Origin of the sequence: Streptomyces sp. NPDC127038 (genome assembly GCF_042725875.1) — a bacterium.
Lineage (GTDB): Bacteria > Actinomycetota > Actinomycetes > Streptomycetales > Streptomycetaceae > Streptomyces.
In genome coordinates this window covers 32,768-52,115 of sequence record NZ_JBHXDQ010000043.1, presented here as the reverse complement: position 1 = coordinate 52,115, position 19,348 = coordinate 32,768, and the positions used below count along the sequence as shown (strand labels likewise).

The following is a 19,348-nucleotide window of genomic DNA, read 5'->3' as shown; positions in this document are numbered from 1 at the left end:
GCTCAGTTGGCCCAGGGCGGTGTGAGGACCGAGCCGTCGGCCAGCTCCGCCCGGAGGCCGACGGACGTGGTGACCCAGGAGAGCGCGGTCTCCCGGGTCGGGTTCTCGACGCCGAAGGACACGCCCGGGGTGATGATCAGGGTGTCGCCCTCGGTCATCCGCTCGGTGCGGCCGTCGAGGGTGACCAGCAGTTCTCCGGAGAGGAGCAGGAAGACCTCCTCGCGGTCGACGGTGTGCACGGGGGCCCGGTGCCCCGCGGGGATCTCCGCACGCCAGGCGCACAGCTCCTTGCTGCCGCTGCGGGGAGAGGCGTACGAGACGAACCGGGCGCCGTGGATCTCGTGGACGACGGCTTCGGACGAACGGATGACGGGCACGGGTGCCTCCAGGGTCGGGATCGGGATCGGGGCGGGGTCTGGATGGGGTCTGGATGGGGCCGGGATGGAAGATGGTCAAGTTGCTTGACCATCCATGATGAACATAGTCAAGCTGCTTGACCGAATAGTCAAGGGTGTTTGAATGCGTGCGTGCAGAACTCCGAGGCCATGGCCCTGTCCGCCGCCCTGCTCGCCGCCGCCGGCGAGCTGACGCAACGTATCCACGAGGGGGTCGTCGCCCGCGGCTTCGAGGGGGTGCGCCCCGCGCACGGCTTCGCCTTCGCGCGGCTCGCGCCGGACGGCGCGACCGTCACCGAGATCGCCGCCCACCTGGGGGTCACCAAGCAGGCGGCCAGCCAGCTCGTCGAGGAACTCGTCCGCAGGGGGTACGTCGAGCGGCGGCCGCATCCCGAGGACGCGCGGGCCCGGCTCGTGGTGCTCACCGAACTGGGGTGGGCCTGCACCCGGGCGGCCGAGGAGGCGGCCGCGGACGCCGTACGGGCGTGGGCCGAAGTGCTGGGGGAGAGCGAAATGCGCGCGTTGCGCACGCGCTTGACGAGCATCGCGCCCTACGGTCCGATCAAGCCCACCTGGTGACGTTCCGTCACCGGCGACGATCACCCTGGTTATCACTGGAAGTTTTTACTGACGCGTAACTTCACACATCTGCTACTCGACCGTAACTTGACGAGTGAACAGCATCCTCGTGATCCGGATCGCAGGGCGTACACCCCCACAACTCCCTTGAGCCGCAAGGAGATCACCCGATGCTGCCCTGGAAGCGAGTGCTCAGACCCCTGGCCGCGCTGCTCCTGACCGCCACGGTCGCGATCGTCCCCGCCGCCGCAGCACAAGCTGATTCCGCCCCCAGCAGTGGCTGGAACAACTACTCCTGCAAGCCCTCCGCCACACACCCCCGCCCCGTCGTGCTCGTCCATGGCACCTTCGGGAACTCCGTCGACAACTGGCTGGCCCTCGCCCCCTACCTGACCAGCCGCGGGTACTGCGTCTTCTCCCTCGACTACGGGCAGCTGCCCGGCGTCCCGCTGTTCAACGGCCTCGGCCCGATCGACGCCTCGGCCGCGCAGCTCCAGGTGTTCGTCGACAAGGTGCTCGCCGCCACCGGCGCGGCCAAGGTCGACCTGGTGGGACACTCGCAGGGCGGCATGATGCCCCGCTACTACCTCAAGTTCCTCGGCGGAGCGGCCAAGGTGAACGCCCTCGTCGGCATCGCCCCCGACAACCACGGCACGAACCTCAACGGGCTCACCAACCTGCTCCCGTACTTCCCCGGAGCCAAGGACCTGCTGTCCGCGGCCACCCCCGGACTCGCGGACCAGATCGTCGGCTCCGCGTTCCTGACCAAGCTCAACGCGGGCGGCGACACCGTCCCCGGCGTCCACTACACGGTCATCGCCACCAAGTACGACGAGGTGGTCACCCCGTACCAGTCCGAGTTCCTGAGCGGATCCGACGTCCACAACGTCCTGTTGCAGAACCTGTGCTCCCTGGACCTGTCCGAGCACGTGGCCATCGGGATCCTCGACCGGATCGCGTACCACGAGGTGGCGAACGCGCTCGACCCGGCGCACGCGTCGACCACCACCTGTGCGTCCGTGTTCAGCTGACCTGCTCGGCGGACCACTCGTCCATGGTGGTCCGCCCGAGCGCGCCGGCGTGATCGTCCGTCCGTCCGCGTTCCGCCGCGTGCGGACCGCGGACGGCGGACCACGCCGCCGGGGGCTGTCCGGCCTGAGCCGCCGGTCAGCCCCCGGAGTCGTTTCCGCACCCCGGTCTTCCCGGGGCGCGCCCCAGGGCCTGTCTGACGATTCCCGTCCCCCGGCCCTAGCGCCCGCGCCGGCCGCTCGGGGTCGCGCGCCGCCGCACCGAGGCGAACAGCGCCGCGGCACCGAGCGCGAGGGCGGCGGCACCGCCGATCGCGACGTACGAGGTGGAGGCGTCGCCGCCGGTCTCGGCGAGGCTCCGGGCCGAACCGGCGGCCTCCGGCCGGCTCTCCGCGGAGTCCACGGACCCGGCGGAATCGACGGTGTCCCGGGTCTCCGCGGCCGGTCCGGCCGACGCGGTGTTCCCGGCCGCCCCGGACTCGCTCGCGGCCGGCTTCGCGGAGGCACCGGCGTCCTCGTGCCCGTGATCGTGGTGCACGGTCGACTTGTCGCTGCCGTCCTCGATCTGCTTCTCCGACGGAGCCGAGGCGCTCGGCGCGGGAGCGCTGCCGGAGCCCGCGCCCTTGCCGCCGCCCGCGCCCCCGAACGCCACGTCGGAGCAGGAGTAGAAGGCCTCCGGACTGTCCGAGCGCTGCCAGACCGCGTACAGGAGCTGCTTGCCCGAGCGCTCCGGGAGCGTGCCGGAGAAGGTGTAGAAGCCGCCCGAGGCCGCCGGGTCGGTGGCCGTCGCGACCGGGTGCGTCAGATCGAGGTCGCTCCAGGCCAACGGCCGCGACGGGTCGTAGCCCTGCTTCGTGATGTACACCTTGAACGTGCCCTTGTGGGGTGCGGTCACCCGGTACTTGAAGCTGTACGAGCCGCTGCTCACGCTCGTCGCGGGCCAGTCGGCGCGCGCCAGGTCGAGCCCCTTGAACTCGGCGCTGTTCGCGCTGCACAGCTTGCCGTCCGGGATCAGCTCCTGGTGCCGCCCGTTCGCGTCGCCGATGCGGATGCCGTTCCAGTCGTACAGCGCCTGGGTGCCGCCCGCCGCGACGGCCGCCTTGCAGGCCGCCGACCTGGGGTTCTCCGGCCCTTCGGCGTAACACTGGGACACCCGGCTCACCGGGTCCCCCATCGAACCGTGCGCCGCCGCCGGCACCGCGGCCAGCGCGGACAGGGCGAGCGGGACGGTGCCGAGCACGGCGACGCCGGCGGCCTTGCGGCGTGCGGACATGGGGAACTCCTCGAACGGTCCTGGTACGTGGGGGGTGAGCCCCGCACGGCGCTCCGTGCGGGGATCCCGTGGGGGATCCCGTGGGGGTGATCAGAAAACTAGCCCGAGGAACCCGCGAAATCGCCTGTCGGAGCCGGGAGACGGAGATCCTTATGCTGCGTTTAAGGCAGGGCTAACGGGGGGCTGAGGAAGGGGGTCGGGGAGCTCGGTCCGAGCCCGGTCCGACCTGCTGCGGAGCGCTGCCGCTGTCCGGCGGGGCGGCCGGCGGGAAGAGGTGCGTGCGGGAGGCGCTGAAGCGGGTGATTCCCTGAGCACCCCCGTGTTCACCGGTGGTGCGACGACTTCCGCGAAACCGTGAACTCTTTCGAACCCATCGGGGAACAGCAGGTGACACGCACTCACCGACGAGTCAGGGGAAACATTGTGAGCGGACCGCCGCCGTCCACGGCACGGGCGGAGGACGACGCGGAGATAGTCGCGCAGTCGTTGGAGCAGTCGGAGCTTTTCGCCCTGCTCTACGACCGCTACGCCCCCGACATCCACCGCTATGTCGCCCGTCGCCTGGGTGACACCGTCGCCGACGACATCACCGCCGACACCTTCCTGATCGCTTTCCGGATCCGGTCCCGCTACGACCGCACGCGCGCCAACGCGCGCCCCTGGTTGTACGGCATCGCCGGAAACCTCATCGGCAAGCAGCGCCGCGCCGAGGTGCGGGCGCTCAGGGCGCTCGCCCGCACCGGCCGCGACCCGCTCGACGTGTCCGGGGGCGAGTCCTGGCTGGAGGACGCCGACACCCGGATCGCGGCGCAAGGCCCGCTGGCCGGCGCCCTCGCAGGACTGTCGGCGCCGGACCGGCACGTCCTGCTGCTCGTCGCCTGGGCCGAACTCACCTACCAGGAGGTCGCGGAGGCGTTGGACATACCGGTCGGCACGGTTCGTTCGCGGCTCAACCGGGCGCGACGCAAGGTACGTACAGCGCTGGGTGCCGATCCTGCGTTCGTGATCGACGTGGCGGAGGTGGCGTAGCCATGGACGAGATGACCGAAGTACGCGAGTTGCGCGCCCACGTGCCGGTACCCGACCGGGCCCGGCTCGCACCGGGACGGGCGCGTCTCACCGAGGCCGTGCTGGCCAGGGAATCGCGGCACGCGTTGTGGCGACGGCGGGAGTTCGCGATCGTCGCGGTCGTGGCCGCCGTGACCGCCGTCGCCGTCGCCGCCACCCTCCTGGTGGGCGGGAAGGGCGCGGGACGCTCGGTGCACCCCGCGGCCACGCCGAGTGTGCGCTACAAGGGGGTGAGCGCGGCCGAGTTCCTGCGGCAGGCCGCCGACGCGGTCCAGGCGCAGCCGGACGGCGCCGCTCCGACGGCGAAGCAGTGGATCTACATCAAGTCGGCGCCGGAGCCTTGGAGGAAGCCCGACCGTTTCATGGGCGACGGGGAGGGCTGGATCCGGTTCGACGGCTCCGCCAGCGCCTCCCGGTTGGGGAACAGGCCGCTCGACATCACCAAGATGCACCTGGAGAACGGAGCCGAGGGCGACGACCGCTCGGCGCGCGAGATGTACCGGGTCCTCGTCGCCCTGCCGGCCGACGGCAAAGGAACGACGAAGGCGCTCCGCGAGCAGAACGCCATCGCCGACTCGAAGGAACTCTCACAGGCACGCAACGACTACTCCGAGATCAGCGTCCTGCTCTCGGCCGACGTGATGCCGGCCAAGGGCCTGGCCTCGCTCTATCGCGCCCTCGCGCTGGTACCGGGCGGAAAGGTCACCGACCACCTGGTCGAGACCGCCGCCGGACGCCGGGCGATCGCCCTGAACTACAACCGCGGGAAGAACCCCGCCACCGGTGAATCGATGGACGACCAGTGGCTGATCGACCCGCAGACCTACCGGATCGTCGGCAAGAGGTACGTCGATGGACGCGGCAAGGTCCTCGGCGGCAAATCGACCGTCGCGACGGCCGTGGTGAACAGGGCAGGTGACCGCAGCTGACCGACCACGGTTCCGGGCGGCCCGCACCACGGGGGCGGGCCGCCCCGCTCCCGATGCTTCGGAGGGATCGCCCTCGGCGGGCTCTACGCTGCCTTCAAAGGGAGTGCCGAGACTGCGATCAGGTGGATGGGGTGCGGGCATGGGCGAGACGGCCGGGAGGGGCGGCGGGGTGTCCGCGGGGGACGGGGTGCGGGTGGCGGTCGCCGGTGACGTGCCTCTGGTCAAAGCCGTGATCGACGCCGCGTTCCAGCCCTATGTGGAGCGCATCGGGGTCGTGCCGGTGCCCATGGAGGCGGACCACGCGGCGAACGTGGCGGCGGGGCGGGTGTTCGTCACCGGAGAGCCGGTTCTCGGGCTCGTGGTCGTCGAGGAGCGCCCGGACCACCTCTACCTCGACATCATCGCGGTCCGGCCCGAAGCCCACGGCCAGGGCGTCGGCCGGCGGCTGCTGCGGTTCGTCGACGCGCACGCGCGGGCGCTCGGGCTGGACGAGATCAGGCTCTACACCAACGCGATGATGTGGGAGAACCAGAAGATCTACCCGCGGTACGGGTACGAGATGACCGAGCGGCGCGTGAACGGGCCCTACGACCGGATCCACTACCGCAAGCGGCTGGCCTGACGCGGGCCGTCGCCGGCTGCCGGGGCCGCTCGCTCGGGCTTTCGTCAGGCTCTCGGCGGCGGCCCGCGATGGCTCAGCCGTCCGGCCACCAGGTGCGCGCGATGTCCTTCCGGACCTCCGGGCGCTCGGCGGGGCGCTCGTCCGGCTCGTCCCGTACACGGCGGGAGTCGGACTTCCTCAGGGGCTTCTGCACGGTCACTCGGCGCATGGCTGCCTCCTAGTGTCCACCCGGATCCGCGGTTGTACGGGGGTGGACCGTTCCGGGGAGAGTTCCTCATCGGTCGCGAAATGTCTGTGGCGCCCGTCACCCGCCGGGCGCCCGTGGCGGGCCCGGGCCGATTGTCAGTGGCGGGTGACAAGGTGGAACGCATGGTGAGCGACGGTGGGACGAATCCAGGGGCGGGCGTCGACTGGGACGCGGCGTCCGGCACCTTCGACGAGGAACCCGACCACGGGCTGCGCGACCCCGAGGTCCGTGGCGCCTGGGCGGCCCGGCTGCGGGACTGGCTGCCCGGCAGCCCCGGTGATCTGCTCGACGTGGGCTGCGGCACCGGCAGCCTCTCGCTCGTGGCGTCCGAGCAGGGGCACCGCGTCACCGGGGTCGACCTCGCCCCGGCCATGATCGACAGGGCCCGCGCCAAGCTGGCCGGGCGGGACGCCGCGTTCCTCGTCGGCGACGCGGTGGCACCGCCCGTCGGGGAACAGCGTTTCGACGTCCTGCTCAGCCGCCATGTGCTGTGGACCCTGCCCGATCCCGGGCGCGTGCTGCGGCACTGGCGCGGACTGCTGCGCCCGGGCGGGCGGCTGGTGCTCGTCGAGGGAGTGTGGGGGACGGTGAGCCCGGTCGGCATATCCGCCGAGCGGATGGCGACCCTGCTGCGGCCCCTGCTGTCCGACGCCGCCGACCTGCGCGTGGAGCCGTTGTCGGGCGAGGCGCTGCTGTGGGGCCGGGAGGTCGAAGACGAGCGGTACGCGGCGGTGGCCCGCTTCTGAGCGGCGTCCGGCGGGTGTGTGAGCGGCGTCCGGCGGGTGCGTGCTTTCGTGAAGCCTCGCCGGGTGCCCTCGTGAGGCCTTGCCCGGGTTTCCGCGCGGGAGCCTCGCCGGGTGCCCTCGTGGGGCCCTGTCCGGCGTACCGTGGGGCCCTGTCCGGCGTTCCGCGGAGCCCTGTCCGGCGTTCCGCGGAGCCCGGCGGGTGATCCGCGAAACGGCGTCCTTCGTGGCCCGGGCCCGAGGGCTAGGTCAGGAGTGTCTCGAAGCCGCCCTCGCGGGCCAGGTGTTCGAGGTCGTCCAGGGCCTTCTCGGCGGCGGCCGCGGCTGCCGGGTCGGTGGTCGCCAGGCCGCTCTCCGCGAACTCGTCCTCGTCCAGACGCCGTACGTCCGTGCCGTCGGCCGAGAGCCACAGGTCCAGGTCGAGATCCTCGACGGTCAGCCGGTCCCCGGAGACGGTGGCCGGACGGGTGATGTCGCAGTACCAGCCCTTGCGTTCACCCGCCGCGTTCGTGACCTCCTTCACCGCGTACCAGCGGTCCCGCCAGTAGTACTCGGTGAAGACATCGCCCTTCTCGAACCGGACGAAGCCGAAGTCGCGGACGCCGTCGCCCGCCCAGGGGGCCCGCACGACCACCCGGTTCCCGTCGTCGGCGAGCAGCTCGGCCGGGTAACTGATCTTCGTACGGCCCGCCTTGACGAGTACGATCTCCAGGGACGAGCCGGGCGTGTCAGCCGAGGTCGCGGACATACATCACCTCCGTTGCGCAGATTTCGTAACCGAACCAGTCGTTGATCGCCAGCATCGGCACGTTGCCGGCGTCGTTGCCCGTGAACGCCTCGGTGAACCCGGCCGCTCGGGCCCGGTGCAGGGAGTCGTTCTTGGCGAGTTTGGCCAGACCACGGCCTCTGAAGGCGCGGCCGGTGCCGGTCATCACGGTGGCGTAGCGGGTGCCGCCGTCGGTGCCGGCCGCGCTGAACGCCGCCGGGCCGCCGTCCACGAGCGCCACGGACGTGAGCTCGTGGTTCAGGAGCGGGTGGTGCCAGGTCTCCGCCAGCCAGGCGTCGTAGTCGGTGAACTCGCGGTCGACGTCGCCCGGTTCGTCGCCGAGCGTCTCGGCGTGGAGCCTGAACAGCGGCCGGGGGTCGTCCGCGAAGTCCGCTCCGGTGCGCAGCTCCACGCCGTCCGGCGGAGGCCGGAGCGCCGGAAGGGTGCCGTTCGCGAGGTCGAGGCGGAGGAAGTGCGCCGGTCTGGCGGCGCGATAGCCGCGTTTCTCGGCGAAGGCGCGGTATCTGGGTTCGTCCAGCACCCAGGTGTGCAGCCGGGTCGCGCCCAGGGCGGCCAGCCGTTCCTCGGCGGCGCGGGCCAGCAGCGAACCCGCCCCGCGTCCCGTGCGGCCGGGCCGGACGTAGATGTTGAGGCTTCCCTGGCCCGGCTCCGGGCTGTCGTGCACGAGGCCGATCTGCGCGGTGCCGATCAGCTCCCCGTCCTCCTCGGCCAGCAGCGGCACGCGGTGGGCGTCGGGATGGGCCCGCTCCAGGTCGTAGGTGACGGACTCGGGCGTGAAGAGGATGAACGGGAGGGCCTGTTGACGAATGCGCGCGAACCCCGCCGTGTCCACCGGGTCCCCGTGCCGCAGTTCGCGAACGATCACGGTCATGTGATCGCACGTTACGCGGGCGCCGCGGGCGGATGCCCCTCATTTTCGCGCGGGTACGGGACAATCGCCGCGTGACCCTGAAGATCCGCATCGCAGAGGGGGCCGCGCCGTACGAGCAGGTGCGCGCCCAGATTTCCGAGCAGGCCAGGTCCGGCGTGCTGCCGGTCGGCCACAAGCTGCCGACGGTACGGGGGCTGGCCGAGTCGCTGGGCCTCGCGGCCAACACCGTGGCCAAGGCCTACCGGGCCCTGGAGTCGGACGGGGTGATCGAGACGCGGGGCCGCAACGGCACGTTCGTGGCCGCCGCCGGGGACGCGGCGTCCCGCGAGGCCGCGTCCGCCGCGCAGGCCTACGCCGAGCGCGCGCACCGGCTCGGTCTGACCGAGGCCGCCGCTCTGGACGCCGTACGGGACGCCCTGCGGGCAGCCTTCGAGGACGCTTAGCCGGCGGCCGCCGGCCGCGCCGGGTTCGAGGGGGCCGGTGCGGGCCTCGGTGCCGTCACAGGTACAGACCCGCGTCCGCGCCCTCGCGCTGGTCCGGGACCGACGTCGGGGTCGTCCCGCGGCGCAGCGCGTACAGCTCCGCCAGGGTCGCGCCCTCGCGCGAGACCCCTTCCTCGGTGCCCAGCCAGCCCACCGCCTCGCGGCGCGTGAGTGCTCCGACCTCGATCCGGGCCAGGCAGCGGCCGGGGCGGACGACGGCGGGGTGCAGGCGCTCCAGGTCCTCGTTGGTCGTGACGCCGACGAGGACGTTGCGGCCCTGGCCGAGGAGTCCGTCGGTGAGGTTGAGCAGCCGGGACAGGGCCTGGCCCGCTGTGTGCTTCGCCTCGCCGCGGATCAGTTCGTCGCAGTCCTCGAGGAGGAGGAGCCGCCAGCGGCCCTTGCCGGTGCCGTCCTCCTCGCCGATCGCGATGTCCATCAGATAGCCGACGTCGGAGAAGAGCCGCTCGGGGTCGAGTACGCAGTCCACCTGGCACCAGTCGCGCCAGGAACGGGCCAGCGTGCGCAGGGCGGAGGTCTTCCCGGTGCCGGGCGGGCCGTGCAGCAGCAGCAGCCGGCCGGCGATGTCCTCCGGCGTCGTCTTCATCAGCCGGTCCATGGCGTCCGCCACCGGCGCCGTGTAGTTGGGCCGGATCTCCTCCCAGGTGCCCGCCGAGATCTGCCGGGTCGTGCGGTGCGGGCCCCGGCGCGGTGACACGTACCAGAAGCCCATGGTGACGTTCTCCGGCTGCGGTTCGGGTTCGTCCGCGGCCCCGTCGGTGGCCTGCTTCAGCACCTTCTCGGCGAGCTCGACGGTGGTCGCGGTCACCGTGACGTCGGCGCCGCGGTTCCAGCGGGACACCAGCAGGGTCCAGCCGTCGCCCTCGGCGAGGGTGGCGCTGCGGTCGTCGTCACGGGCGGACCGCAGCACCCGGGCGCCCGGCGGGAGCAGGGTGGCCCCGGACCGTACGCGGTCGATGTTCACCGCGTGCGAGTGCGGCTGCTCGCCCGTCGCGAAGCGGCCGAGGAACAGCGCGTCGACGACGTCCGACGGCGAGTCGCTGTCGTCGACGTTGAGCCTGATCGGCAGAGCGTCGTGTGGGTTCGCAGACATGCCGCCATGATCTGCCACACGGGCGCCCCGTGCACCCGGTTTCCACGGTGCGTCCGGTGTGTCGCGCCCGGGTCCCGCTCTTCCGGTGCATCCGCGGGGGCCGGGATTCCCCCGTGGCGGCTCCCCGCGGCGGCTTCCGGCCGTCCCGTCGCGGGCCGCGGGAGTTGACGCGTTGCCCCGCTTTGTCATGCGGTTGCCGCACGATCGTCATGGACATGTAACGGCATAGGTGATGAACGGTCACATATCGGCCGGTTGATGCATAAGAGTCTTGGCATGGACACTTCCTGTCAACACGCGTAGCTGCTACCAAAGTTGTGGCAGAGATCCTGCTAAAGGGAGGTTCCATGAGACGTCCCAGATTTTCGGCATACGTGACCTCACTCCTCCTGGCCGCCGGCCTCGCCCTCACCGGGGCGGCGGCGGCTCAGGCGCAGACAGCGGCGGCCACCGGCTACGTGGCCCTCGGTGACTCCTATTCCTCCGGTGTCGGCGCGGGCAGCTACATCAGCTCCAGCGGCTCCTGCGACCGCAGCACGAAGGCGTACCCCTATCTCTGGAACGCCGCGCATTCACCCTCGTCGTTCAACTTCACCGCTTGCTCCGGCGCTCGTACGGGTGATGTCACGGCGAATCAGCTCGGCCCGCTCAGCTCCTCCACGGGCCTCGTCTCCATCACCATCGGCGGCAACGACGCCGGATTCTCGGACGTCATGACGACCTGTGTCCTCCAGTCCGAGAGCACCTGTCTCTCACGCATCGCCACGGCGAAGGCGTACGTCGACTCCACGCTCCCCGGCAACCTCGACTCGGTCTACTCGGCGATCAGTGCGAAGGCTCCGGCCGCCCATGTGGTCGTCCTCGGCTACCCGCGCTTTTACAAGCTCAACGGCAGCTGCCTGACCGGGCTTTCGGAGACCGAACGGTCCGCCATCAACGGTGCGGCCGACTATCTGGACAGCGCGATCGCCGCCCGTGCCGCCGCCCACGGTTTCACGTTCGCCGATGTGCGCGGCACCTTCACCGGTCACGAGATCTGCTCCGGTGACGCCTGGCTGCACAGTCTGAACTGGCTGGACATCGGCGAGTCGTACCACCCGACCGCGGCCGGCCACTCCGGCGGCTACCTGCCTGCCTTCTCCGGAGCCGTCTGACCTCCGGGCCCCCACCCCGGAACCCTTCGAGAGAACACCGTCCCGGCGGGGAGAACGCCCGCCCCGCCAGGACGTCACCCGCCCCGCCAAGGGCAGCCCGCAGTGTCAGGGACACAGCCCACGCTGCCGGGGGGCAGAGCCCACCCTGTCAGGGGGAGGCGGACACGGATGCGGAGGCCCCGTCCGTCGGGGTCTCCGTCACACAGGTGATGGTGAACGGGACGGAGTTCGAGGTCACGCGCACGGGGCTGCGCACCTCCACACCGATCGAGTTGGCGAACTCCCCGCTCGTGTCGTACGTCGTCGCCACCACCGTCTTCTGCTGGGTCCTGCCGCCGCCCGCGGGGAACGACAGCGTCTTCCAGCTCGGATCGGTCACCTCGCCGGTCTGCGTCACCCAGCGGTACTCGACGTCCACCGGAACACGGCCCACCGTGAACGTCACCGTGAACGAGGGGGCCTGTGCGCTCGACGGCGGACAGCTGCCCGTGTAGTGGGTGTTGTGACCCTCGACCGTCACCTGGACGGACTGCGCGGGCGGGGCGGTGGTCGAACTCCCGCCCCCGGGAGCGCTGCTGGAGGGACTCTCGCCGCCGGTCGCACCGGCCGTGGCGCTCTGGCTCGTGTGGCCTCCCGGGACCGTCCCCCCGTCGGTGGTGCCGCTGCTGCTTTTCCCCTGCCCGGTGTTCCCCTTGTTCCCCTTGTTCTGGTCGAGCAGGGCGTACGTCAGCCCGCCGAGGGCGAGTGCCAGCGCGACCAGGCCCGCGATCAGGGCGACGGCCGCCCGGCGGTTGCGGCCGGGTTCCGCCGCCGGGGTGGCCGACGGGACGGTCGCGGGAGCCGGACCGAACCCCTGGGGCGGAGTCGGGGAGGAGGACGAGGCCGCCGGACCGAACGCGCCGATCGTCGGCGCCTCCGACGAACGGGTCACGCCACCCAGGGGACGCGTGGGCGCCGTACCGCCCCCGGCGACCACGCGCAGCTCGCGCTCGGCCGCCTCGGCATCCGTCCGCTCGGCCGGGTCCTTGGCGAGCAGCCCCTCGATGACCGGGCCGAGCGCGCCCGCCCGGCGGGGTGCGGGCAGCGGTTCGTCCACGATGGCCCGCAAGGTGCTCAGCGGAGTGGGCTGCCGGAAGGGGGAGTTGCCCTCGACCGCCGCGTACAGGAGCACCCCGAGCGACCACAGGTCCGACTCGGGCCCGGGGGTGCGCCCCAACGCCCTTTCCGGCGCCAGGAATTCGGGTGAACCGATGACCTCGCCCGTCATGGTCAGCGCGGAGCTGCCCTCGACCGTCGCGATGCCGAAGTCCGTCAGGACGACCCGCCCGTCGTTCGCCATCAGCACGTTGCCGGGCTTGACGTCCCGGTGCAGGACCCCCGCCTCGTGCGCGGCGCGCAGCGCGGCGAGCACCTCGGCGCCGATGTGGGCCGCGCGCCGCGGATCGAGCGGCCCCTCGGCGTCCAGCAGATCGGAGAGCGCGATGCCGCGGATCAGCTCCATCACGATCCACGGCCGGCCGTCCTGCACGGCCACGTCGTACACCGTCACCACGTTGCGGTGGGAGACCCGGGCGGCCGCCCACGCCTCCCGCTCCAGACGCGCGTACATCCGCTCGACCTCGGAATCGGGAAGCCCGGCCGGGGCGCGGACCTCCTTCACGGCGACCTCGCGTTGCAGCACCTCGTCGCGGGCGCGCCACACCGTGCCCATCCCGCCTTCGCCCAGGGGCGAGAGCAGACGGTAGCGCCCCGCGATCACACGTTCACTGCCCGGATCTTCGGACACGTGCGTCCCCCATTCGCTCGCGCGCGATTTCTCCCCAAAAGTAGCTCAGCCGAGGACGGATGCCGCCCCCTTGAGTACCAATCCGGCCCCGAGCGCCACGACGATCAGCGCCGATCCGAGGGGCGCGGTCCTGCGGACGAGGAGCACGAGACGTCCCTCGGCCCAGCTCCGGCGTCCGGCCAGGGCGCGGTTCACGCCGCTGCCGAGCTTGACGACGGCGAAGCCGGCCGCGGTCAGGGTCAGGGCGAGCCCGACGCCGTACGCGAGCACCAGCAGCAGGCCGAACCAGGCCTGTCCGAGGGCCGCCGCGCCGACCAGGACGACGACCGCCGAGGGACTGGGCACCAGCCCGCCGGCGAAGCCGAGCAGGATCGTGCCGCGGACGGTGGGGGCGATCTCGTGGGTGTGGGTGAAACCGCCGTGGGTGTGTTCGAGGGCGGGGGAGCGGGGGGTGCGGCCCGAGCCGTGGGCGTGGTCGTGGTGGTGGCCGTGACCGTGGTCGTGGCCCTGTTCGTGCTCGTGGCTGTGGTCGTGCGGGTGCGGGTGCGGGTGCGGGTGCGGGTGGTCGTGGGTGTGGGGCCGGGTTGCCGTTGCTGTCGCCGTCGTGGTCGCGGCGGTCGTCGTGACGGCGGCGGTGGCGTGGGCCAGTACCAGGGGGCGCGCGGAGTGCACATGGTCGTGATCCGGGGCGTGTTCGTGCTCGTGGTCGTGCACATGGCCGTGCTCGTGCTCGTGATCGGTGTCGTGGCCGTCGCCCGGTCCGTGTCCGTGTCCGTGGTCATGGTCGTGGTCGTGGGCGTGGGCGTGGGCGTGGTCATGGGTGTGGGCCGGGGCCCGGTCCCGGCCGTGTTCGTGGGCGTGCTCGGGCCCGTGGCCGGACGCGTGGTCGTGGGTGTGGCCCGCGTCGTGCGGGTGCCCGTGCTCGTGTGTGTGCGAGGCGACGGATCCGTGCTCGTGGTCATGTGCCGGGGCGTGGGCCGCGGGCCGGCTGCGCCAGGCCCGGCGCAGGAGGGTGACCCCGGCCCCGGTGACGAGGACGCCGCTGGACACGCCCAGCCAGGCGATCACGGAGGGGGCCGCCGCCGAGCCCGCGGTGACCAGCAGACCGAGGGCGACGACCCCGAGGGTGTGGGTGACGGTCACCGAGGCGGCCAGGGGCAGTACGTCCTTGAACCGGGCCCGGCCCCCGCGCGCCGCCGCCGTCGCGGCCATCAGGGTCTTGCCGTGGCCGGGCGCGAGAGCGTGCAGGGCACCCAGGCCGACGGCGATGAGCAGCGACAGCGCCGCGAAGCCGAAGGTGAGGTGATGCCGGGCGACCAGGTCGTTCAGGTACTGCGTCCAGCGGTCGGCGCCGCGCGGGAGCACGGAGGCGGCCGGAGCGGCACGGTGCTCCTCGACGAGGGCCGGGCCGCCGGGGCGTATCCGCAGCGAGGCGGCGGCGGTGTCGGCGGGGGAGGAGAGCAGTGCCTTGGGGTACCGGGTCAGTTCCGACGAGACGGACTTCCGCGGTACGTCCGAGGAGGTGAGCGTCATCCGGTCGCCGCGGGCGGTGATCTCGCGCCAGCCGGGCCCGTGGTCGGTGCCCGCGCTGTGGAAGTCCACGGTCACCGCGCCCGCGCCGGACAGCGGTGCCGTCAGCCGGCACTCCACGCGCAGCGTGTGGAGCCCCGCCTGCCCCGGCCTCAGCTCGGCGTGGCTCGCGCCCGAGGTGAGCGTCACCGCCCGCCCGTCCACCGTGACCCTGCTGCCGTGCGCGGCGGTCTCGCACCGCTGCCGGGCCCACTCGGACATGCCGAGCCGCTTGATGTCCGGCTCGGCCTGGGTGGCGGGGATCTCGGCCAGGTCCTCGAAGTGATCGACGCGCAACTGCCCGGGTGCGGCGACGAGACCGTCGTAGCGGTTGACGGTGAAGTTGCCCAGCGGATGCGCGCTCGCCGGCCCCGACGGGCCCAGCACGAGCGCGCAGGCCGCGGTCAGGACCGTGCCGCAGAGCGCGAGGACCCTGGGCGCCCTCACTTCGACGCCCCCAGTGCCTTACGGGCCTCGCGGGCGCCCAGCGGCGAGAAGCCCGGGTTCAGGTCCAGGGCCGCCTTCAGCGCCGAACGGCCCTTGTCGGCATGGCCGTTGGCCCGCTCGATGATGCCGAGGTGGTAGAGGAAGGACGCGTTGCGGTAGCCGGTCGCCGTGGCCTGACGCGCGTACGGCAGGGCCTCCGCGTCGCGGCCCGACACGTGCAGGGCCCAGCCGAGCGCGTCCGCCGTGTGCACGGTGTGGCGGCGGGCCCATTCGGCGCGGGCCGCGGTCAGCGCGGCCTTGTGGTCGCCGTGGTCGGCCGCCGCCAGCGCGGTGTCGAGGTCGGCGTTGACGCCGTAGGCGTGGGCGAGGGCGATCCAGGCGTTCACCAGCTTGTACTGGTCGTGGGCCTTCCGCTCGTCGCCAGCCGCGCCCCTGGCCTCGTACAACTCACCCAGTTCGACGAGGGGTTGGGGCAGCGGGTAGCGCTGTACGACCAGTTCCATCCCCTTGATCGCGGCCGCCCGGTCGCCGAGGGCGGCCTGGGTGCGGGCCCGGCCCTCAAGGGCGGGGAGATAGTTGTCGTCGGCGGCGAGCGCTCGCGCGTAGTAGGAGAGCGCCGAGTGGTAGTCGCCCTGGTTCCAGGCGAGTTGGCCGAGCGCGGAGGTCACGTACGAGATGTCGCCGCGGCTGGTCGCCGTGTCCAGCGCCTGTTTCAGGACCCGTTGGGCCGTCTTCACGTCGCCGCGCAGCTCGTGGACGTAGGCGTAGCGGGTGAACACCGGGACGCCCGGCCGCCGTGAGTCGGCCAGGTCGGCGGCCTTCGACGCCTCGTCGTACCGGCCGAGTTCGACGAGCGCGTCGATCCGGGAGGACAGGGCGCGTTCGCTGTACGGGTTCTGCTTCAGGGCGAGGTCGGCGTACTTCAGGGCGCCGGCGAAGTCGTGCCGGGCCGCCGCGAGGGCCGCTCGTCCGGCGAGCGCGGGATCGTAGCCGGGACGCAGCTCGAGGGAGCGGTTGAGGGCTTCCTGCGCCTGGGGGTAGCGGGAGGGGTCGCCCTTGGTGCGGGCCTGCTCGACATAGGCGAGACCGAGCGTCGCCCAGCCGCCGAAGTCCTTGGGCTGGGTGCGGAGATGGGCCTGGAGGGCGAGGATGCTCGCGTCGAGGTCGCCGCTCGCGAGGAGCTGCGGTGACACGCCGTTGGACACGGCCGCGACGGCGGGAGTCGTCGCGCCGTCCCGCAGGGCGCCGAGCACCACCGCGCCCGCCGTCATGGCGACGGCCAACGCGGCGGCACAGAAACCGAGTTGAGCCGCCCTCCAGCGACGCTGCGACCGCGGGAGCAGCCGCACGGACGTCTCGGGCTCATCGCCCGCGTCCCCGGCGGCTGTCGACTTCGAGGTGCCCGCCTCGTCCACGTCCACCGCGCTCTCGACGGCCTCGTCCGCGACGGCCTCGTCCGCGACGGCCTCGTCTGTGACGGCCCCCTCTGCGACGGTCTCGTCAGCGGCTGCCCCGTGGGTGCCGGTGGCCGTGGCGGACGTCGTGTCATCGGCCGGTGCCGCCGGGCGGGCCCCCTCGTCGGGCGTGGCGTCCACCGCGCTCTCGGTGGCGTCGGCCCCCGCGATCTTCTCGTCGGGCGTGGCCCGGTCGGCGTCCGGCGTCGCGTTGTCGTTCGTCCGCGGGGACATGCCCTCTCCTCAAAATCCTTGGCGAAACGGTCGTCGTGGGGGTGGGGGGCGGCGCGGCCCGCACCGTGGGGGGTCGAGTACTGCGTGCGGGCCGCGCCAGTCGGGGAGCCGGGTCAGTAGGCCCGGTTGTACATCCGCCGGCGCCACCACAGCAGACCGGAGCCGATGAGCAGGATGCCGGCGGCGCCCGCCGCCGCGGAGCCCGCGATCAGCATGGTGTCGGTCCCGCCGCCGGAGCTCGTCCCGGCGGGCTGGAGCGCGTCACCGAGCTGGCTGCGCACGTCGGTCCCGCTGGTCGTGCCCTTGGCGAGCGCGCCGCGCGAACCCGAGGTCGGCTCGGCGACGTACGGGAACGTCTTCTCGAAGCTCTTGTCGTTCTTGTCGACCGCGTCGCCCAAGTCGTTCTTGGAACCGACCAGTTCACCCTCGACGACCTGGAGCGAGGCGTCGATCACGTCGTCGGTGAGCCGGCGTCCGTTCGGGAAGCCCGCGTTGTCGCCGTCGAGGACACCGAGCCGCTTGGGGTGCATGGACGGCTTGATCGAGGTGTTGAGGCGCAGTTCCTCCGCCGGACGCACGTGCGGCGGCTGGTTGAGGCCCTTCACGCCCTTCAGGAACACGTCGACCAGGTCGTTGCGGGGCTCGGCCGGAGCCTTGATCTTGTAGATCGACTCGATGAGCTTCGGCAGCTCGGGGTTGGTGACGTTCTTCAGGAACTGGGCGTCGTCCCAGGGCGCGGACGCGTTGAACTTGTCCTTGTCCTTCTGCGGGTTGACGACCTCGTTGACCAGCGGCATGCCCAGACGCGACACCTGGCGGTAGCGGCCGCTCGCGTCCCTGCGCTGCGTGGTGGACCAGATGCCGACGATCGGCTGCCCGGCCGACTCACGGATCATGTCGTTCGGGACCTGGAGGGCTATGGAGTTGACGTTGTAGCCCTTGAGGGTGTCCCGTCCGACCTCGCTCAGGTTCCCGCCGTACAGCAGGTCGAAGACGCGCAGGTCCAGGAAGAACGGGTCGTCGGCCTGGCCGGCGAACGTGGTCGAGCCGCCGGCGAGCTTGGACACCGCCTGGTGGCGCAGCTTGGCGTAGTCGGGCATGGACGCCTTGCCGACGTCGGACGGAGCGACCGGGATGTCGTCCGCGATCTTGGTCTTCGACACCAGCCGCTGGTTGTGCAGCCGCAGCAGATCGATGTCGTACGTCTGCGTGATGTTCAGGTCGGGGTCGTTCAGGCTGGTGACCGGACCCGTGTTGTACAGGAACGTGTTGCCGTTCTTGCGGTGCGTCTTGAAGGTGTAGCGGTAGATCAACTCACCTTGCGCGTCACCGTTGTTGTCGATGTGGATGTCGTACTGGGCGTCGTCGGCGAACGTGTAGAAGTTCGGGCCGCCGGCGGGCTCCTCGAAGGGGATCCAGTTCGCCACGATCGTCGTCGTGTCCGGCTTGTCCGGGCTGACGAAGGCGTACACGTCGGTGTTGTCGTACTGCGGAGTGCCCGAGATCAGCGGTGCCTCGCGGTGGCTGGAGGCGGAGGCCGCCCCCGGTGCCAGCGCCGTCGCACCCGCGGCCGCGAGCCCCCCGGCAGCCAGCGCACCGCATACGAGGGTCGCGAGAGTCCTGCGACCCGCGCCGCTCCTGGAGATAGGTGTCATGCCGTCCGTCCTCTGTCCAACTTGCCTGACGCACGCCATTCGGAGCGGTCGCCGGGGTGGATTGGTCGAATCCCAAACGTCTTTACGGCGGTTGTCGCGGCTTGTTTCACCGGCGCTCCGGCTTCTTCTCCGGTGCGCTCCCGGAGCGGCCGGCCGGGGAAGCGGGCCGGCGCCGGTGGGGGAGGGGGACGGACCGGTCGCGGAGCGCACGAACTGATCCCTGTCCGACACGCGTTTTCGGCTCCCTGATCCGTAACCCATCCGTAGACGGGTTCGCTGCGAAGACGTAGGGGAAAGGACGGGCCGTGCAGGGCCGGAGAGGGGGACGGGTGGAGGCTGACGAGCTGCTGCTGCTGGTGGCCGGAGGCGACCAGAAGGCGTTCGACGAGCTGTACGGACTGGTGTCCGGGCCGGTGTTCGGACTGGTGCGCCGCGTGGTGCGGGACCCGGCGCAGTCGGAGGAGGTGTCGCAGGAGGTCCTGCTCGAACTCTGGCGCTCCGCACCGCGGTTCGACCCACGGCGGGGCAGCGCCCTGTCCTGGGTCCTCACGCTCGCGCACCGCCGGGCCGTCGACCGGGTGCGCAGCGCGCGCGCCGCCACCGAGCGCGAACAGCGCGAGGGGCGGCGCAACCACCACCCGGCGTTCGACCAGGTCGCCGAGGAGGTCGAGGCCGGACTCGAACGCGAGTGGGTCCGCCGCTGTCTGGACCGGCTCACCGCGCTCCAGCGGCAGTCCGTCACCCTCGCGTACTACGACGGCTACACCTACCGCGAGGTCGCCGAGCGGCTGTCCCTGCCGCTGGGCACCGTCAAGACCCGTATGCGCGACGGGCTCACCCGCCTGCGCGACTGCCTGGGAGGGGCCGCGTGACCACCGACGACCGCCTGCCGGGCCGTGATCCGCACGGAAGAG

At 71.9% G+C, this 19,348-nt stretch carries 19 protein-coding genes; 9 read left to right on the top strand and 10 right to left on the bottom strand.

Features of this window, described 5'->3' with window-relative positions; genetic code table 11:
• Positions 1–2: 2 nt before the first annotated feature.
• Complete coding sequence (locus ACFWI4_RS26435; protein ID WP_385405254.1) at positions 3–377, bottom strand: cupin domain-containing protein; 375 nt, start codon at positions 375–377, stop codon at positions 3–5.
• Between the two features lie 150 nt (positions 378–527).
• On the opposite strand from ACFWI4_RS26435, the gene ACFWI4_RS26430 reads away from it, so the two are divergent.
• On the top strand, positions 528–974 hold the full coding sequence (locus ACFWI4_RS26430; RefSeq protein WP_385405256.1) for a MarR family winged helix-turn-helix transcriptional regulator: 447 nt from the start codon (positions 528–530) through the stop codon (positions 972–974).
• A 170-nt stretch (positions 975–1,144) separates the two neighbouring features.
• Complete coding sequence (locus ACFWI4_RS26425; protein WP_339128434.1) at positions 1,145–2,005, top strand: alpha/beta fold hydrolase; 861 nt, start codon at positions 1,145–1,147, stop codon at positions 2,003–2,005.
• Positions 2,006–2,222: 217 nt separating this feature from the next.
• On the opposite strand, the gene ACFWI4_RS26420 is transcribed toward ACFWI4_RS26425, so the two are convergent.
• The gene (locus tag ACFWI4_RS26420; RefSeq protein ID WP_387200783.1) at positions 2,223–3,275 is read right to left on the bottom strand and encodes a lytic polysaccharide monooxygenase; all 1,053 of its coding nucleotides are present in this window, start codon (positions 3,273–3,275) and stop codon (positions 2,223–2,225) included.
• 423 nt (positions 3,276–3,698) lie between these two features.
• On the opposite strand from ACFWI4_RS26420, the gene ACFWI4_RS26415 reads away from it, so the two are divergent.
• The 3 genes from ACFWI4_RS26415 to ACFWI4_RS26405 all read left to right on the top strand — a co-directional run bounded on the left by ACFWI4_RS26415 (position 3,699) and on the right by ACFWI4_RS26405 (position 5,894).
• Entirely contained in the window at positions 3,699–4,304 is a 606-nt protein-coding gene (locus tag ACFWI4_RS26415) for an RNA polymerase sigma factor (protein WP_387200780.1), read from the top strand.
• Between the two features lie 2 nt (positions 4,305–4,306).
• On the top strand, positions 4,307–5,272 hold the full coding sequence (locus tag ACFWI4_RS26410; RefSeq protein WP_387200777.1) for a CU044_5270 family protein: 966 nt from the start codon (positions 4,307–4,309) through the stop codon (positions 5,270–5,272).
• A gap of 139 nt (positions 5,273–5,411) precedes the next feature.
• A complete protein-coding gene (locus tag ACFWI4_RS26405) occupies positions 5,412–5,894 on the top strand; it encodes a GNAT family N-acetyltransferase (RefSeq protein ID WP_387200774.1) in 483 nt (160 codons plus the stop codon).
• Positions 5,895–5,967: 73 nt separating this feature from the next.
• Here ACFWI4_RS26405 and ACFWI4_RS26400 read toward each other — a convergent pair whose 3' ends face one another.
• Entirely contained in the window at positions 5,968–6,102 is a 135-nt protein-coding gene (locus ACFWI4_RS26400) for a hypothetical protein (RefSeq protein ID WP_263974428.1), read from the bottom strand.
• 161 nt (positions 6,103–6,263) lie between these two features.
• Between ACFWI4_RS26400 and ACFWI4_RS26395 the strand changes: the two genes are divergently transcribed.
• Positions 6,264–6,887 carry a class I SAM-dependent methyltransferase gene (locus ACFWI4_RS26395; protein ID WP_387200771.1) on the top strand — a complete coding sequence of 208 codons (624 nt, stop codon included), beginning with the start codon at positions 6,264–6,266 and terminating at the stop codon, positions 6,885–6,887.
• Positions 6,888–7,128: 241 nt separating this feature from the next.
• Here the strand turns inward: ACFWI4_RS26395 and ACFWI4_RS26390 are convergent, their stop codons facing one another.
• Complete coding sequence (locus ACFWI4_RS26390) at positions 7,129–7,632, bottom strand: DUF402 domain-containing protein (RefSeq protein ID WP_387200768.1); 504 nt, start codon at positions 7,630–7,632, stop codon at positions 7,129–7,131.
• The gene (locus tag ACFWI4_RS26385; protein WP_387200765.1) at positions 7,613–8,542 is read right to left on the bottom strand and encodes a GNAT family N-acetyltransferase; all 930 of its coding nucleotides are present in this window, start codon (positions 8,540–8,542) and stop codon (positions 7,613–7,615) included. Before ACFWI4_RS26385 ends, ACFWI4_RS26390 begins: the two co-directional genes overlap by 20 nt.
• A 71-nt stretch (positions 8,543–8,613) precedes the next feature.
• Between ACFWI4_RS26385 and ACFWI4_RS26380 the strand changes: the two genes are divergently transcribed.
• Positions 8,614–8,985 (top strand): GntR family transcriptional regulator, encoded by a 372-nt coding sequence (locus tag ACFWI4_RS26380; protein WP_385405281.1) that lies wholly within the window; start codon positions 8,614–8,616, stop codon positions 8,983–8,985.
• Positions 8,986–9,040: 55 nt separating this feature from the next.
• Here the strand turns inward: ACFWI4_RS26380 and ACFWI4_RS26375 are convergent, their stop codons facing one another.
• Positions 9,041–10,135: a DUF5925 domain-containing protein gene (locus ACFWI4_RS26375; protein ID WP_387200761.1), complete on the bottom strand. Its 1,095-nt coding sequence runs from the start codon at positions 10,133–10,135 to the stop codon at positions 9,041–9,043.
• Positions 10,136–10,482: 347 nt separating this feature from the next.
• On the opposite strand from ACFWI4_RS26375, the gene ACFWI4_RS26370 reads away from it, so the two are divergent.
• Positions 10,483–11,289, top strand: coding sequence for an SGNH/GDSL hydrolase family protein (locus ACFWI4_RS26370; RefSeq protein WP_387200758.1), 807 nt, complete (start codon positions 10,483–10,485; stop codon positions 11,287–11,289).
• 148 nt (positions 11,290–11,437) lie between these two features.
• Here the strand turns inward: ACFWI4_RS26370 and ACFWI4_RS26365 are convergent, their stop codons facing one another.
• From ACFWI4_RS26365 to ACFWI4_RS26350, 4 genes are all read right to left on the bottom strand, one after another.
• Positions 11,438–13,075, bottom strand: coding sequence for a protein kinase (locus ACFWI4_RS26365; protein WP_387200755.1), 1,638 nt, complete (start codon positions 13,073–13,075; stop codon positions 11,438–11,440).
• A gap of 45 nt (positions 13,076–13,120) precedes the next feature.
• A complete protein-coding gene (locus ACFWI4_RS26360) occupies positions 13,121–15,091 on the bottom strand; it encodes a sulfite exporter TauE/SafE family protein (RefSeq protein ID WP_387200753.1) in 1,971 nt (656 codons plus the stop codon).
• Positions 15,088–16,779 (bottom strand): tetratricopeptide repeat protein, encoded by a 1,692-nt coding sequence (locus ACFWI4_RS26355; protein WP_387200750.1) that lies wholly within the window; start codon positions 16,777–16,779, stop codon positions 15,088–15,090. The genes ACFWI4_RS26360 and ACFWI4_RS26355 overlap by 4 nt, the downstream gene beginning before the upstream one ends.
• 113 nt (positions 16,780–16,892) lie before the next feature.
• Complete coding sequence (locus tag ACFWI4_RS26350) at positions 16,893–18,434, bottom strand: DUF4331 domain-containing protein (RefSeq protein ID WP_387200747.1); 1,542 nt, start codon at positions 18,432–18,434, stop codon at positions 16,893–16,895.
• A gap of 329 nt (positions 18,435–18,763) precedes the next feature.
• Between ACFWI4_RS26350 and ACFWI4_RS26345 the strand changes: the two genes are divergently transcribed.
• Positions 18,764–19,306 (top strand): sigma-70 family RNA polymerase sigma factor, encoded by a 543-nt coding sequence (locus ACFWI4_RS26345; RefSeq protein WP_385405300.1) that lies wholly within the window; start codon positions 18,764–18,766, stop codon positions 19,304–19,306.
• Positions 19,307–19,348 lie beyond the last annotated feature (42 nt).

What these genes read in the sequence shown, in the direction of transcription:
- ACFWI4_RS26425 (WP_339128434.1), top strand. Translation starts at nt 1,145, where the DNA reads ATGCTGCCCTGGAAGCGAGTGCTCAGACCCCTGGCCGCGCTGCTCCTG.
- ACFWI4_RS26420 (WP_387200783.1), bottom strand. Translation starts at nt 3,275, where the DNA reads ATGTCCGCACGCCGCAAGGCCGCCGGCGTCGCCGTGCTCGGCACCGTC.
- ACFWI4_RS26410 (WP_387200777.1), top strand. Translation starts at nt 4,307, where the DNA reads ATGGACGAGATGACCGAAGTACGCGAGTTGCGCGCCCACGTGCCGGTA.
- ACFWI4_RS26405 (WP_387200774.1), top strand. Translation starts at nt 5,412, where the DNA reads ATGGGCGAGACGGCCGGGAGGGGCGGCGGGGTGTCCGCGGGGGACGGG.
- ACFWI4_RS26400 (WP_263974428.1), bottom strand. Translation starts at nt 6,102, where the DNA reads ATGCGCCGAGTGACCGTGCAGAAGCCCCTGAGGAAGTCCGACTCCCGC.
- ACFWI4_RS26395 (WP_387200771.1), top strand. Translation starts at nt 6,264, where the DNA reads ATGGTGAGCGACGGTGGGACGAATCCAGGGGCGGGCGTCGACTGGGAC.
- ACFWI4_RS26390 (WP_387200768.1), bottom strand. Translation starts at nt 7,632, where the DNA reads ATGTCCGCGACCTCGGCTGACACGCCCGGCTCGTCCCTGGAGATCGTA.
- ACFWI4_RS26385 (WP_387200765.1), bottom strand. Translation starts at nt 8,542, where the DNA reads ATGACCGTGATCGTTCGCGAACTGCGGCACGGGGACCCGGTGGACACG.
- ACFWI4_RS26375 (WP_387200761.1), bottom strand. Translation starts at nt 10,135, where the DNA reads ATGTCTGCGAACCCACACGACGCTCTGCCGATCAGGCTCAACGTCGAC.
- ACFWI4_RS26370 (WP_387200758.1), top strand. Translation starts at nt 10,483, where the DNA reads ATGAGACGTCCCAGATTTTCGGCATACGTGACCTCACTCCTCCTGGCC.
- ACFWI4_RS26355 (WP_387200750.1), bottom strand. Translation starts at nt 16,779, where the DNA reads ATGTCCCCGCGGACGAACGACAACGCGACGCCGGACGCCGACCGGGCC.
- ACFWI4_RS26350 (WP_387200747.1), bottom strand. Translation starts at nt 18,434, where the DNA reads ATGACACCTATCTCCAGGAGCGGCGCGGGTCGCAGGACTCTCGCGACC.